Annotated in this window: 10 protein-coding genes; 1 reads left to right on the forward strand and 9 read right to left on the reverse strand. The window is 73.5% G+C overall.

Annotated features, from left to right (window positions below; all coding sequences use genetic code 11):
- Positions 1-190: 190 nt before the first annotated feature.
- The 8 genes from AB0I32_RS23430 to AB0I32_RS23465 form a co-directional block, all read right to left on the reverse strand.
- On the reverse strand, positions 191-340 hold the full coding sequence (locus tag AB0I32_RS23430) for a hypothetical protein (RefSeq protein WP_357510411.1): 150 nt from the start codon (positions 338-340) through the stop codon (positions 191-193).
- A gap of 30 nt (positions 341-370) precedes the next feature.
- Positions 371-1,456 (reverse strand): glycoside hydrolase family 71/99-like protein, encoded by a 1,086-nt coding sequence (locus AB0I32_RS23435; RefSeq protein WP_357510413.1) that lies wholly within the window; start codon positions 1,454-1,456, stop codon positions 371-373.
- 60 nt (positions 1,457-1,516) lie between these two features.
- Positions 1,517-2,611 (reverse strand): aldose 1-epimerase family protein, encoded by a 1,095-nt coding sequence (locus AB0I32_RS23440; RefSeq protein ID WP_357510415.1) that lies wholly within the window; start codon positions 2,609-2,611, stop codon positions 1,517-1,519.
- A gap of 64 nt (positions 2,612-2,675) precedes the next feature.
- Positions 2,676-6,902 carry a glycosyl hydrolase family 28-related protein gene (locus AB0I32_RS23445; RefSeq protein WP_357510417.1) on the reverse strand — a complete coding sequence of 1,409 codons (4,227 nt, stop codon included), beginning with the start codon at positions 6,900-6,902 and terminating at the stop codon, positions 2,676-2,678.
- Between the two features lie 90 nt (positions 6,903-6,992).
- A complete protein-coding gene (locus AB0I32_RS23450; protein ID WP_357510419.1) occupies positions 6,993-7,991 on the reverse strand; it encodes an NAD(P)-dependent oxidoreductase in 999 nt (332 codons plus the stop codon).
- Between the two features lie 50 nt (positions 7,992-8,041).
- The gene (locus AB0I32_RS23455) at positions 8,042-8,938 is read right to left on the reverse strand and encodes a carbohydrate ABC transporter permease (protein ID WP_357510421.1); all 897 of its coding nucleotides are present in this window, start codon (positions 8,936-8,938) and stop codon (positions 8,042-8,044) included.
- Positions 8,935-9,918, reverse strand: coding sequence for a sugar ABC transporter permease (locus AB0I32_RS23460; protein ID WP_357510423.1), 984 nt, complete (start codon positions 9,916-9,918; stop codon positions 8,935-8,937). Before AB0I32_RS23460 ends, AB0I32_RS23455 begins: the two co-directional genes overlap by 4 nt.
- The gene (locus AB0I32_RS23465; protein WP_357510425.1) at positions 9,915-11,339 is read right to left on the reverse strand and encodes an extracellular solute-binding protein; all 1,425 of its coding nucleotides are present in this window, start codon (positions 11,337-11,339) and stop codon (positions 9,915-9,917) included. The genes AB0I32_RS23460 and AB0I32_RS23465 overlap by 4 nt, the downstream gene beginning before the upstream one ends.
- 134 nt (positions 11,340-11,473) lie before the next feature.
- Here AB0I32_RS23465 and AB0I32_RS23470 point away from each other — a divergent pair, with 134 nt between their 5' ends.
- Positions 11,474-12,787, forward strand: coding sequence for an enolase C-terminal domain-like protein (locus AB0I32_RS23470; protein ID WP_357510427.1), 1,314 nt, complete (start codon positions 11,474-11,476; stop codon positions 12,785-12,787).
- Positions 12,788-12,842: 55 nt separating this feature from the next.
- On the opposite strand, the gene AB0I32_RS23475 is transcribed toward AB0I32_RS23470, so the two are convergent.
- The gene (locus AB0I32_RS23475; protein ID WP_357510429.1) at positions 12,843-14,048 is read right to left on the reverse strand and encodes an ROK family protein; all 1,206 of its coding nucleotides are present in this window, start codon (positions 14,046-14,048) and stop codon (positions 12,843-12,845) included.
- Positions 14,049-14,085 lie beyond the last annotated feature (37 nt).

Below are 14,085 nucleotides of genomic sequence, written 5' to 3' on the forward strand. Positions count from 1 at the left end.
CTCCGCGGGGTGGCGGGTGTGGGGCTCCGGGGAGTGGCCCCCCCCCCCCCCCCGGCCCTGGTAGCGCCACCGTGCGTCTGCCCCCTCGACCGCGGCGTCCGGTACGACCACGACGGCGCCCGCCGACGTGCGGCACGGACGCCGTCGCCGTCAGCTCGTCTTCACGGCGCGCTGCGATGACCGCTGAAGGCTACGGTCGCGGGCTCGTCGGACGTCCGGCAGTGACGGGCAGCTCGCCGCGCAGCATGCGGCCTCCGTCGTTCGTCAGCCGCAGGTAGTAGTCCGACGAGCAGGCCGTGCCGTCCTCGTCGAGCGCCCAGATGCCCGATCCCGCCGGCACGTCCCCGGCCGTCGCGGCGGTCTTGGCGATCTAGTTGCCCTCGTTGTACTCGTCGAACATCGAGATGTAGGCGCTCGCCACCCCCGCCCGCGCGTGGTTGTAGAACTGGCGCCACATGAAGTCGCCGTGCGCCCGCTGCCGCTCCTGCAGGTCGCCCGGCAGCACGCACGGCTGGTAGTCGATCCCCAGGCGGTTGCACTCCGCCAGGTCGGGCACGGTCGCCCGGTTGTAGAAGTCGTCGGCGCCGCCCACGTTGCTGATCCGCCCGACGAGCCAGGGCGAGATCATGTGGAACGAGCGGTACACATCCGCGAAGCCCTGCCGGGAGTCGTCGCCCAGGGTGCGCCACCAGGTGGGCACGCCACCCATGAGGTAGACGCCCTGGCCCTTGAACCAGTTGATGACCTCCTGGCACTCCTGCGGGGTGAACGGGCGCTGCCCGTCGTTGAACCCAAAGCCCCAGATCCCCACCACCGGCTTGCCGTTCTGCCGTGCGTAGGCGGGCGAGCTGGTGTGGGCCGACATCTTCGTCGCCCAGTCCTGCGTGATCTGCGTCCGCATCGAGAGCCAGTCGCTCACGTCGTACATGATGTAGTACTTCCGGCCGGTCCGTTCCGCCGCGGAGCGCACCCGGTCGGCGACGGCGTCGCGCGTCGGCCCCTCGGCCCCGAACGGGTTGAACCGCTGCAGCGCCGCCGTGTGGATCCCGTTCTCCGCCATCCAGCGGAAGTGGACGTCAACGCTCTGCTGGTCGTACGACGAGAAGAGGTGGGCGAGGCGCCCGTCGTTCAGCGCGGGAAATCCCGTCCCGAACCTTCTCGCGTACTCGCGAGTGTCGGGCCACGACTTGATGGCGGAGTTCGAGATCGACGGCGGCTGGTCCGCCTGGCGGGCCCAGTGCCACCAGGCGTCGATCGGGGCGCCGTCGCCCCGGCAGGCGAACCAGCCCTGGTAGCCGGCGGTGATCTTGCCGACGACGTCGCCGGGCGGGCTCGCGGCCGCGGCCGCCGCAGCGCCGGGTGCGGCCGTGGCAAGGGCGGAAGCGGCGCCGGGTGCGGCCGCCGTGGCCGCCACGGCAGCGGAGATGCTGAGGAAGGAACGTCGGGAGATGGTCATGTGGTCTTCCGTTCGTCGAGGTGACGGGCCCGACGTCGTCGTCGGGCCCGGGTACGGCGATCACGTGTGGTGCGGCGGAACGGTGCTGGACCTCCTCTCGACGGGGAGCCGGCCGGGCGGGGACAGCGGGCCGGCGGGGAGCCGGTCGACGTCGAACCGCAGCCGGTACGAGACGGACTCCCCCGGCGCCAGGACCGGCAGGGCGCCCGCCTCCCGCGCGGCGACGCGGCCCTGGATCGCGGGCGCGTTCGCCGGTTCGAGGCCCAGGACGTTCTGCCCGGGGGCGAACATCTTCCACTGGTAGAGCACGGGCAGCGTCGCCGTCGGGAACGAGAGGGTCAGCCGCAGGCCGAGCTCGGGGTTGCTCACGGTGGCCCGTCCGGTGCCCGGTGCGAGGTCGTGCCGGTGCACCCGCTGGCGGTAGCCCGCCTCGGGCGCCACGATCTCGCGCCACGCGTCCCCGACCGCGTCGGGGCCGTCGGGCTCGACCCGCGCCGACGAGACGTCGAGCTCCGCGGACTCGGACACGAGCGGCCACCCCAGGTTGGCGTGGTAGAGCACGAGGTGCGGCTCCGGCCGCCACCCCTCGTTGGTCACCGTGTCCTCGACCGTGACCCACGTGGAGCCCAGGCCCGCCCGGATCCGCCGCCGCAGCACGAGGTTCTCCTCGTGCAGGGTCGCCTGGCGCACGACACCCTCCACGACGAGCTCGTCGCCGACGACGGCCGCCCGCTCCACGCTCGCCGGCACGGAGGTGAGGCGACCGTGCTGCGGGAACCGGCGTCCGCCGTCGACGACGGGCGAGCCCACGTGGTCGAGGCCGCACGTGACGAGCAGCCCGCCGCCGAACGACGTCCCGAAGTCGTCGGCGCGGTACAGGCCCGGCGCGGAGAAGCCGGCCGGCGCGACCCAGGCGAGCGGCACGCCGTGCACCGTGAGCCGGCCCAGGTCGAGGGCCCGGTCGGGCAGCACGTCGAGCTCGAGCCCGCCGCCGGTCACGAGCCGCAGCCGGCGGGCGCCCCGGCCCGGGCCGTCGGCCTCGACGACCTGCTCGATCCGCGCCACCTGCGCCAGCGACCCCACCCGGCGGGCGACCTCGGCGTGGCTCGCCCCTCGGATGCTCACGGGCTCGGGGCGCTCACCTGCTGCTGACATGTGTTCCTCTCTCGTCCTTGGCCGTGCAACGGGCCGGGGGCACGGACGCCCCCGGCCGGGTGCCTCAGCGGCAGTCCACCGCGCGGTACGGCACGCCGACGACGCCGCTCGCACCGTCGCGGTCCGTCACCGTCAGCTCGACCTCGCCCGCCGCGATGACGCGCGCCTGGGCGGGGAACGGCCGGCGGACGTCCCTGCCCGGGCGCAGGTCGTCGACCTGGCGCTGCCCGAACGGTGACGACAGCAGGACGGCGAGCGGCCGGTCCCCCGCGTTGTGCAGGTGCGCCACCACCCGGGCCTGCTTGCCGGTGCACCGGCTCACCGCCGTCGCCTCGACCCAGGTCTCGGGTGCGGGCTCGAAGGTCGCGACGAGCTCCGTGTCGGCCTCGACCGGGAACGTGTACCGGTCCGCGGACGAGACGGTCTCGCCCGCGCCGTCGCGCCACCCGGCGAACCGCGACCCGGCCGCCGGTTCGGCGACGACGGTCACGGCGGCGCCGGTCTCGTACCGGCCCGGTTCGGCCTCGTTGCCCTCGATACGGCCGGTGCCGGCGCCGGCGGCCGTGACGGTGACGGCGGACGTGGCCATGTTGATCGCCATCGGGTTGACGATCGTGACGGGGCCCCGGCTGGTGGTGCCGTTGTAGCGCATGAGGTTGACCACCCGGACGGCGCTGGACTCGTCGGCGTCGACCGTGTGCCCGCCGGGGCCCAGGTTGTCCGTCCCGAGGTTGAACGCGGTGACCGTCGCGCCGTCGCGCGCCACGATCCCGTCGTGGGAGCCGTAGGCGAACGTGTTGCGCACCTCGAGGTCCTGGGCGCCCACGGCGTGGACCAGCACCTCGCGCTCGCGGCTGATCCCGTCGATGACCTGGGCGAAGAGGTTGGCCTCCTCGACCCAGCCCGGCAGCCCGTACGCGTTGCGGGTCATGACGTTGCCGTTGGACAGCACCCCGTCCACCACACCGTCGGACGCCGCGCCCACGCGCACACCCTGGTCCAGGAAGATGCCGAGCACCCGCCGCACCAGGAACCCGTCGGCGCGCTCGGTGAGGTCCACCGCGTTCCAGGCGTTGTCGAGCCCCACGTTCTCGACGTAGACACCCGGGGCGTCGCCGCGCACGGCGAACGGGTAGGGCACCGCGCCGCTGGGCGAGGCCGGGTTGTTCTCCGGGTGCAGCACCCGCAGGCCGCGCACGCCGGCGTCCTGCCCGGCGAGCGTCACGACGGCCGGTGCGGCGGCGGCCGCCTCGACCGACGCCTGGTCGGTGTCGTCCTGGCGCCCCTCGTACGCCATCAGCACCGTGCCCGACGACTCCACGAGCGAGGTACGGTTCGGCACCGCCGACGCGCCGCGCAGCTCGACCCCGGCCGGCACCGAGAGGTGCCCGCGCACGGTGTACCAGCCGGCGGGCAGGTAGACGACGCCGCCCCCGGCCCGACCGGCATCGTCGAGCGCGGCCTGGATGCCGGGCGTCGCGTCGACGTCGGAGAGCTGCTTGGGTGTGCGCGGCACGTCGTAGGGCGCTGCCGTGACGTCGAAGATCCGCCCGTCCGGCTTGGGAGCGGTCCGGGTCTCGCCCGGCTCCGGGACCTGACCCGGCCCCTCCAGCGTGTGCACCGTCCCCTCGAGGGCGCCGCTGACGGCGGTGTCCGTAAGCTTGACGTAGCCCGCCGAGGTGTTGCGGACCGCCGCCTCGGACCCCTCCAGGACACTGGACGCGAAGGCGGAACCCCAGCGCTGGTCGGAGTTCTCGACCAGCACGGCGACGTCGGTGTCCGTGATCTCGGCGTTGACGAACACTCCGGTGAACGACGCGCGGGGCCCCTTGACCATCCTGATCCCCACCGCGTAGTCGGCGGCGTGCAGGCCGATGAACTGGTCCCACTCCAGGTCGGCGAGCACGAAGCCCGTGCCGTGCGCGCGTGTCCAGGCGTCGAGCACGGTCCGGTCCGGCGCGCCGTACGCGGCGCCCGCTCCGGCCCAGTACCCGTTGTCGAAGCGCACGTCCTCCCAGACGCCCACGTCGGCACCGTTGTACCCGGCGGCGCCCTCGCGCAGCACCGTCCCGGACACGTTGCGCACGTTCGCCAGCTCGTGCCCCTGTGCGCCGGGGCCCTCGCCGCGGTCGTTGCGCATCGTGGAGATGCCGATGCCGCGGTAGGAGTTCAGGAACGTCAGGTCCTGGACGGTGCCGAGCATGTAGTTCTCGTTGCCGATCCACGCCAGGCCGGGTATCTCGACGGTCCAGCCGTAGGGCACGGGGTCGGCCGCGTCCTGCTCCGGGTAGTACGTCGTCAGGCCGACGACGCCCGCCGAGCCGCCCACGCGCAGCAGCGCCGGGCCGTCCTCGCCGGACGGCAGGTGCGCCTCGAGCACGGTGCCGAGCCCGGACGGCGCGTCGGGGGCGCCGAGCGGCTGCTCGTCCAGGTCGCGGTGGTCGCCGCGCAGCGTGCAGTAGGCGAAGACCTCCAGGGTGTCGCTCACCCGATAGGTCCCGGCCGGCAGCCAGACGGTGCCGCCCCCGGCGTCGCGGCAGGTGGCGAGCGCCTCCTGGATGGCGGCGGTGGAGTCCTGCTCCCCCGTGGCGTCCGCACCGAAGTCCGTGGCGTCGAGGTCGGCGACCACCACGTCGTCGGTCGGGAACACCGTCTCGACCACCTGCGGCGCCAGCTCCACGAGCCGGGCGTCGCGCACCTCGAGCGCGGTCAGGCCGAAGGCGCCCCGCTGCACGGCGCGCTCGTCCAGCGCGAGGCGCACGTAGCGCGCGGTGGTCTCCGCGAACCGGGTGCGCACCGGCGTGGCGCCGAGCGAGCCGGCGGTCGCGACCGTGCGGAACTGCGTGCCGTCGTCCGACACCTGGACGCGGTAGACGTGCGCGTAGTCGGCGGTCCAGTCCACGACGACGTCGTCGAACCGGGTGGGCTCGCCCAGGTCGACCTGGACCCAGGCCGACTCCTCGTCGCGGCCGGAGAACCACGCGGAACCCGTGCCGTCGGTGACCGCGCCGGGCGTGCCCGCGCTGGTGGAGCTCGCCGTGGCGGAGGCGCCGCGCGCGAGGTCGGTGGTCCGCTCGGCCGCGAGGAACTCCTCCAGGGCCTGCTGCAGGGCGTCGGTCGCCGCGTCGAGCTGCGGCCCGGAGGCCTCCGGGTCGTCCAGCACCGCCTGCGCCGCCTCGATCGCGGTGCGCAGCTCGGCCTTCGACCCGGCGGGGAACTGCCCGTCGCGCTCGCCCTCGCGCGCGGCGTAGTGCGCCACGTCGGCCTGCTCGACCAGGTTGCGCAGCCCGACCGCGGGGTCGACCTCCCGTGGCACGACCGTCACGGCGAGCGAGTCGACCCGCACGTCGTGCGTCGAGCCCTCGACGGAGAGCCGGAAGTCGGAGCCGTTGGACCGGTTGGTCAGGATCGCGTCCTCCAGCAGCCACGACCGCGAGCGCCACGTGCCGTCGTCGGTCAGGTCGTGGCGGGCGGACGGCCGGAACATGTCCGGGATCGTGTCCCCCGGGGAGTCGTACTGGAGGAACATCGAGCCGCCGCCCTCCTGCACGGTCGCGTCGACCAGCACGCGGTCGCGCACGTCGCGGGCGTAGCCGTCCGACACGTTGGCGTAGACGAAGTTCGTGCCCTGCGCGCGGCCCGTCTGCCAGTAGCCGCGGCCGTCGGCGGTCCCTGTCACCAGGCCCGCGGTGTCGTCGCCCGCGCGCACGCCGATGCCGCGCTCGGCCACCGCCGGGCCGAGGTCCACGCTCGTGCCCTGGGCCACCACGCGCACGGCCGCCACGGTCAGGTCGCCGTCGGCGCCCGCGAGCTCGACCTCGGGTCCCGCTCCGGCGTCGAGCGTCCCGGCGGGCAGCACGACGACGGTGGTCGTCCAGCCGTCGTCGTCGGTGTCGGCCTCGGGGTCGCCCGCCGTCAGCGGCTCCCCTTCGCCGGTGGCGACGACCGTCTCCCCCGCGCGGTGGTCCACGACCAGGTAGCCGGGGGTGCCGTCGAGCCGTCCCACGTACTCGTCGGCCAGGTCGAGGGCGAGCCGGTCCGCCCCCGACGCGACATCGGTGCGCCAGTACTCGCGCGCCGCGTGCTCGCCCGTGACCTGCCCGCCCGCGGTCGGTGCGGTGGCCACGGCGATGCCGTGGGTGCGTGGGGTCGCCGACAGGTCGGCGCCGACGCCGACCGGGTACCGGTCGACGTCGACCAGCGGGCCGGCGGCGGCCGGGGCGACGAACCCCGTCACCGCTATCGCGACGGCCGCGGCGGTGGCGACCACCCGGCTTCTTCGTGCGTTCATGTTCATCCTCAACACCTTTGTTCGGACTGACGTGATCGGACTGGGACTCGGACTGGCTGGGACTGGCGGGAACTGGCAGGAACCGGCGCGTCAGGCGCACACTCCCTCGGCCACCGCCGTGACGGACGGGTCGAGCGCGTCACCCGTGCGCCACGAGTGCACGGGCTCGAACCCGAACAGCTCGCGCACGGCCGTCGTGTCGATGACCGACGCGAACCCGTCGAGCGGGCGCGCGACGCGCGACGCCGGGTGGTACCGGGCGAGCAGCTCCGCGGTGGGCACGTCGCTGGTGGTGTCGGGCGCCGCGACGTTGACCACGTGGTACCCGGTGGCGCCGGATCCGAGCACGGCTCGCACCACGCCCGCGGCATCGCGCGTGTCGAGCCACGTCCACAGCTCCTGCCTGCTCGCGCCGGGGTCACGGTGCGTGCGGTCGACCGCCTCGCGCAGCCGGTCCCCGGTGCCGACGAACGGGAGGCGCAGCAGCGTGGCCGCCATGCCGTACCGGCGCGCGGCGTACGCGCCGACCTGCTCGCCCGCCAGCTTGGACAGCGCGTACGCGTCTACCGCGACGGGCTCCTGCGCCTCGTCGATCGGCACGTACGCGGGCGACAGGTGCCGCCCCGCCCAGGGGTAGCCGTACGCGGAGAACGACGACGCCGCCACCGCCACCCGCACGCCCGCGCGGCCCGCGCCGTCGAGCACGCAGAACGCGCCCCGCACGTTCTGCGTGAACGTCTCGTCGTCGGGGACCTGACCGGGCGACGGGATCGCCGCGAGGTGCACGACGCCGTCGACCACCGGCGCGCCCGCCCCGCCGCCGGCCCGCAGCGCCGACCCGACGAAGGCCGGGTCCCGGGTGTCGCCCACGAGCACCACGTCGGCGGACGGCGAGTCGAACGCGGCGCGGTCGGTCGCCACGACGCGGTAGCCGGCCTCCGCGAGCGCCGGCACCACCACCCGGCCGATGCCGCCCGCCGCCCCGGTGACCAGGACGGTGTCGCCGGGGTGCAGGGCCGGGGCCGTCGAGGTGGCGGGTGACGGGGCCCGTGACGTGGCGGGCGGGGCGGCGGACGAGGCGTGGTTCATGGAGCTGTGCGTTCCGTTCTGCTCTCCGGCCGTGGCCGGCGGGTGGTGGGTCATCCCTTGACCGCGCCGGCGAGACCGTTGACGAAGTACCGCTGGGTGGCGAGGAACAGGATGATCACGGGGATCACCACGATCAGGGCGCCGGCCATGAGCTGGTTGTACTGGACGACGTTCGAGGACTGGAGCTGCTGCAGGGCGATGGGCAGCGTGAACGTGGCGGGGTCGTTGAGGGAGACCCGGGACAGCAGGTACTCGTTCCACGTCGGGATCGCCGTGAGCAGCGCGATCGTGATGAGCGCGGGCCGCGCGAGCGGCAGGTAGATGCGGGTGAAGATCCGCAGCTCCCCCGCGCCGTCGACCCGGGCGGCGTCGCGCAGCTCGTCCGGCACCGACCGGAACGAGTTGGTGAGCAGCAGGATCGACAAGGGCGCGGTGCCGTTGACGAACGGGAGGATCAGCCCCAGGTGCGTGCCGAGGATGCCCATCTGGTTCTCCAGCAGCACGATCGGCAGCAGCGTGACCACGCCGGGCACGAACAGGAGCACCAGGAAGAGCCGGAAGAACGCCTGCCTGCCGGGGAACCGCAGCACCGCGAACGCGTACGAGGCGGCGGAGTAGACCACGACCACCCCGAGCGTCGTGAGGCCGGTGACCTTGAGGCTGTTGAGGAAGTAGTCGAAGAAGTGCAGCTGCGCCCAGGCGTCGACGATCGTGGCGAACGTCGGGTCGTGCGGGATCAGGTGCCCGCCCTGGATCACCTCCTCCTGCGTCTTGAAGGCGGCGGAGACCATCCAGAGGAACGGGTACAGGCTCACCACGGCGTACCCGGCGAGCAGCACGCCCACGAACGTCCGCGCCAGGACCACCTTCCCGGGGGCCCGACGGCGGCGCGGCGCCGTGGTCCGGGCGGTCGCCGCCCCGGCGGCGGGGGTGATGACGGCGATCATGACTTCTCCCTCGCAATGCGCTGGTTGACGATCGCGACGGCGAGCGCGGCGAAGAACAGCAGCCAGCCCAGCGCGCTGGCGAGGCCGAGCGTGGGCGCGAGCTCCTGCTGGAAGGCCAGGTCGTACGTCTCCAGCCCGAGCACGTTGGTGCGCCCGGCGGGGCCGCCGTTGGTCATGATGAGGAAGATCTGGAAGCCCTGGAGCGCCTCGCGCACGTTGAGCAGCGTGATCACGGCGGTGGTCCCTGCCAGCAGCGGCCGCACCACCGACAGGTTGGTGCGCCACCAGCCGGCGCCGTCGAGCTGTGCGGCCTCCAGGAGCGAGGTGTCGATGGCCTGCAGGCCCGTCAGGTACAGGAGCATCGCGACGGGCACGCCCGACCAGACCATGATGACCACGAGGGTGGGCATGGCCGTGGCGGGGTTGCCGAGCCAGCCCTGCGGCTGCTCCAGACTGCCGAGCCCGAGGGTGCGCAGCAGCAGGTTGACGGCACCGTTCGGCTCGAGCACGTACTGCCAGGCCATGTAGACCGCGATGCCCGCCGTCACGTACGGCACGAAGTACACGGAGCGCAGCAGCCCCGCGAACCGGCGGGCCTGGTTGAGCACCACCGCCAGCGGGAACGAGACCAGCACGGTGAGCAGCGGCACGGCCACCATCACGCCGAGCGTGTTGAGTGCGGCCCGGTGGACGACCGGTGCGTACACCGGGCTCGCCCACAGCAGGTCGGCGTAGTTCTTCAGCCCCACCCACTCCCATGTCGGGGTCAGGCCGTTCCAGCGGACGAACGAGAGCTGGGCGCTGAAGAAGAGCGTGTAGACGCCCATGACGAGGAAGAGCAGGAGGGCCGGGGCGATGAAGACGTAACCCCAGGCGACCTCCTGGCCGCGGTACTGCACCGGCTGCCGGCGGCGGCCCCGCCGGCCACCACCGCCGTCCCCCGTGGGGGCGGCGGTGGCGATCAGGGTCTGTGCGGTCACTTCGACTGGGACCAGAACGTGTCGACGAGCGTGGCGACGTCCTGGCCCACCCTGGTGACGTCCTTGGTCTCCAGCGGCGTCAGCTCCATCACGGCGTCACCCACCTGCGCGGCGTCGTACGCCGCGGGGCGGTAGGACGTGTCGCCGGGGTTGTAAGCGTTCTCGCCCTCGCCGAACGCACCGATCATCGCGCCCAGCACGGGCCCGACGGTCGTGGTCGGGTCCTCGCCCAGGTCGACGGGCGGGACGTCGAGGGCGTCCTGCGCGAACGTCGCCGCGACGTCCGTCTCGGAGAGGTACTCGATCCACTGCAGGGCGCCGTCCTTGTTGCCCGAGGAGGCGGCGACCGAGAGCCCGGTCAGGCTGAACGGCGCGAGCTCCAGGTCGTCGATCGCGCCGTCCTCGGGCGCCGGCACGGGGAACGTCATGATGTTCTCCGGGTCCATCCCGTTCTGGTCGAGGAACGCGAGGGTGAACGTGCCGCCGATGTCGAACGACGACTTGCCCTGCGCGAACGCGATGTCGGCGTCGTCGATCGTGAGGGACTGCGTGCCGGGCATCCAGTAGGGCTGGACCTGGCTGTACGCCTCCAGCACCGCGGTGCCGTTCTCCGACGCGAAGTTCTTGGCCGGGTCCTGGCCGAACAGCGCGCCGAAGTCCTCCTTGCCGAGCTGGCCGTAGGCCATGGGCTGCATGAGCCACTCGAGGCCGGTGGTGGAGGACTGGAAGCCGATGCTCACGCCGCCGTCGTCCGGACGTACCTCCTGGACGGCCTCCAGCGCCGCGACGAACTCCTCCCAGGTGGTGGGCGCCTCGGTGATGCCGGCCTCCTCCAGGCGCTCCTTGTTCGCGTAGACGATGCCGAACGTGCCGATGGTCAGCGGCACGGAGTAGCGCTGGCCCTTCTCGACGCCGGCGGTCTTGGACCCCTCGGCGAGCGACTGCTCGTAGTAGGCGTCGGTGACCGTGCCGTCGTTCGCCACGGCGGGCAGGAACCGCGAGGTCCACTCCTCGTCGACGTCGTCGGACAGGTCTTCCAGCAGGCCTGCGGCACCGAACGTGAAGTCGTCGCCGTGGGTGTGCACCTCCAGCACGTCGGGCAGGTCGCCGGTCTGCGCGGCGGCCTGCACCTTGGTGACGAAGGCGTCGTCGGGCGTGTAGGCCTGGACGTCGACGGTGATGCCCGTCTTCTCCTCGAAGGACTTGGCGGCGTTCTGCAGCGGCTCGACGTGCGACTGCTTGAAGGTCCACATGGTCAGGGTCTCGGGGTCGCCCTCGGTGGAACCCTCGGGGGCGCCGCCGACCGGGCCGCTGCAGGCGGCGAGCGCGCCGACGAGCAGCGCGGAGACGGTGATGGTGGTCAGGCGTGCGGAGGACGGACGACGTCGGTGTCGGATCACGAGCTGTGCCTCTCGGGTCATCGGGGCGGCATCGGTGCCGCGGCCATCGGAACATAAATCAATTCGATGTACAGTGTCAACGGGCCCCCTGGAGGCGCCTCTTCCCAGTGCGCGGGACGGCCCGCGCGAACAGCCCGTCCGGATCGAGGTCACCGATGACAGCACCGCAGGCAACCACCGACGGCGCCCGCGACACCCCCCGCGCCGAGGTGCTCGCCCCGGCCCCCTGGTCCACCGACGAGGCCGACGGCGTGCGGGTCACCGCGGTGCGCACCTTCCTCACGGGCCCCCAGGGCTGCCCGTACGTCGTCACCCGCGTCGAGACCAACCAGCCGGGGCTCTACGGGCTCGGTGACGCGAGCGACCCGCAGCGCCCGCTCGCGACCCGGGCGGTGATCGACGAATACCTCGGGCCGCTGCTGGTCGGCCGCGACCCCGCCGACATCGAGGACCTGCACCGCCTGCTGCTGAACAGCGGGTACTGGCGCGGCGGCTCGATCGAGCACAACGCGCTCGCCTCGGTCGACCTGGCACTGTGGGACCTCAAGGGCAAGGTCGCGGGCCTCCCCGTGCACCAGCTCCTGGGCGGCAAGGCCCGCGCGTGGGCGGACGCCTACACGCACGTCGACGGCGCCGACGCGGCGGAGGTGGCCGACAAGGTGCTGGCCGCCGTCGGCCAGGGCTACCGGCACGTGCGCGTGCAGGTGGCCGTGCCGGGCCGGGACACCTACGGCACGGCGCCGCGCGACGCGGCGGAGGCCGCCCGCCGTCGGACCCGCACCGACCGGTGGGACACGCTGGCCTACCTGCGGCACGTGCCGGGGATCCTCGCGGACGTCCGCGACCGGGTGGGCCCCGACGTCGAGCTGCTCCACGACGCCCACGAGCGCATGACCCCGGCCGAGGCCCGGCAGTTCGTCCGCGCGGTCGAGGACGCGCACCTGTACTTCCTGGAGGACGCGCTGGCGCCCGAGGACGCCGCCCACTTCCCGGAGCTGCGTGCCGCGGGCACGACGCCGCTCGCGGTCGGCGAGCTCTACCACGACCCGCGCGCGTACCTGCCGCTGCTGGCCGGGCGGTCGATCGACTTCGCGCGCATCCGCATCCCCACGCTCGGTGGGCTCACCCCGGCCCGCAAGCTGGTCGCCGTGTGCGAGATGTTCGGCGTGCGCACCGCGCCGCACGGCCCTGGCGACGTCACGCCGGTCGGCATGGCGGCCAACATGGCGCTGAACATCTCCTCCCCCGCCTTCGGCGTCCAGGAGGCCGCGACCTTCCGCGACGCGACGCTCGAGGTGTTCCCGGGCGCGCCCGTTCCCGCGAACGGGCACCTGCTCGCGCCCGAGGCGCCCGGGCTGGGTGTCGACTTCGACGAGCGGGCCGCTCGCCGCTACCCGGTGGGCGCCCCGCTCGAGCACGACCGGTGGGCGCTGCTGCGCGCCACGGACGGGAGCGCGCACCGGGCGTGAGCATGCCGGTGTCGGACCGCGGGCCGCTCAGCCGATCGAGCTCAGCCGATCGAGCTCAGCCGATCAGGAGCGCGTGCGGCTGCGGCGAGAGGGTCTGGTCCAGCACGAGGCACGCCGCGCCGACGGCGCCGACGTCCTCCCCGAGCTGCGTGTTGGCGACCTGGATGTCGTGCATCTTCTCCACGAACGGCCAGCTCGTGATCATCGGCTCGACCACCGCGAGGAACCGTTCGGACAGCATCGGCCAGATGGGTCCGCCGAACACCACGAGGTCCGAGTCGAGCAGCGTCGCCGCCGCCGCGACGCCCTTGCCCACCCGGCGCGCCCAGCGGTCGATGATCACCTGGGCGCCGCGCTCCCCCGCCGCCGCGAGGTCCGCGAGCCGGCCGAGCTGTTCGGCCACGGCCTGCGGCCCGGGCACGGGTGCGGCGTCCAGGACGCCCGCGGACACCGCCTCGTCGACGAGCGAACGCGTGGTGCAGTTGGCGTCCAGCCCGCCCACCTCGCCGGCGTTGCCGGAGGCGCCGCGCAGCACGACGTCGTCCGCCACCACGCCCATGCCGGAGCCCGTGCCGAGGTAGAAGAACAGGAAGTTGCCCGAGTGCGTGGCGGCACCCGCCCAGCGCTCGGCCACCGCGGCGGCGATGACGTCCTTGTCCATGAGGACCGGCAGCCCCGTGGCCTCGACGAGCCGGTCGCGCAGCGGCACCCGGCCCCAGCCCTTGAGCTGCGGCGGGTCGACCACCGACCCGGTGGCGAAGTCGACGGGGCCCGGCACGGCAAGACCCAGGCCGAGGATCCGGTCGCGAGCCGCGCCGGACTCCCGGATGACGGTCTCGATGGTCTCGCTCATCTCGGCGATCGTCGACTCCTGGTCGACGACGGCGGGCGTGGGCCGGTGCACGCTGTGCACCACCTGCCCCGCGAGGTCGAGCACGACGTACGTGACGACCGCCGGGTCGAGGTGGACGCCGAGCGCGTACCGGCCGCCGGGCACCACCTGCAGGACCGTGCGCGGCTTGCCGGCGCGCCCGCCCTTCTTGCCGGTCTCGGCGAGCAGCCCGGAGTCGAGCAGACGGCGGCAGATGTTCGAGACCGTCTGCGCCGACAGCCCGGTCGCGCCTGCGAGCTCGACGCGGCTCAGCCCGTCCCGCGCACGGCGCACCGCGTCGAGGATGACGGACTCGTTGAAGTCGCCCATGCGCGGCAGGTTGGTCCCCCGGCGCACGGTCGACGGCGCGGCCGACTGGTCGATCGTCACGTGTTACCTCCTGCTCGATGACCGGCCGGCGGGCGGC

The organism is Promicromonospora sp. NPDC050249 (assembly GCF_040656015.1).
Taxonomy (GTDB): Bacteria; Actinomycetota; Actinomycetes; order Actinomycetales; family Cellulomonadaceae; genus Promicromonospora.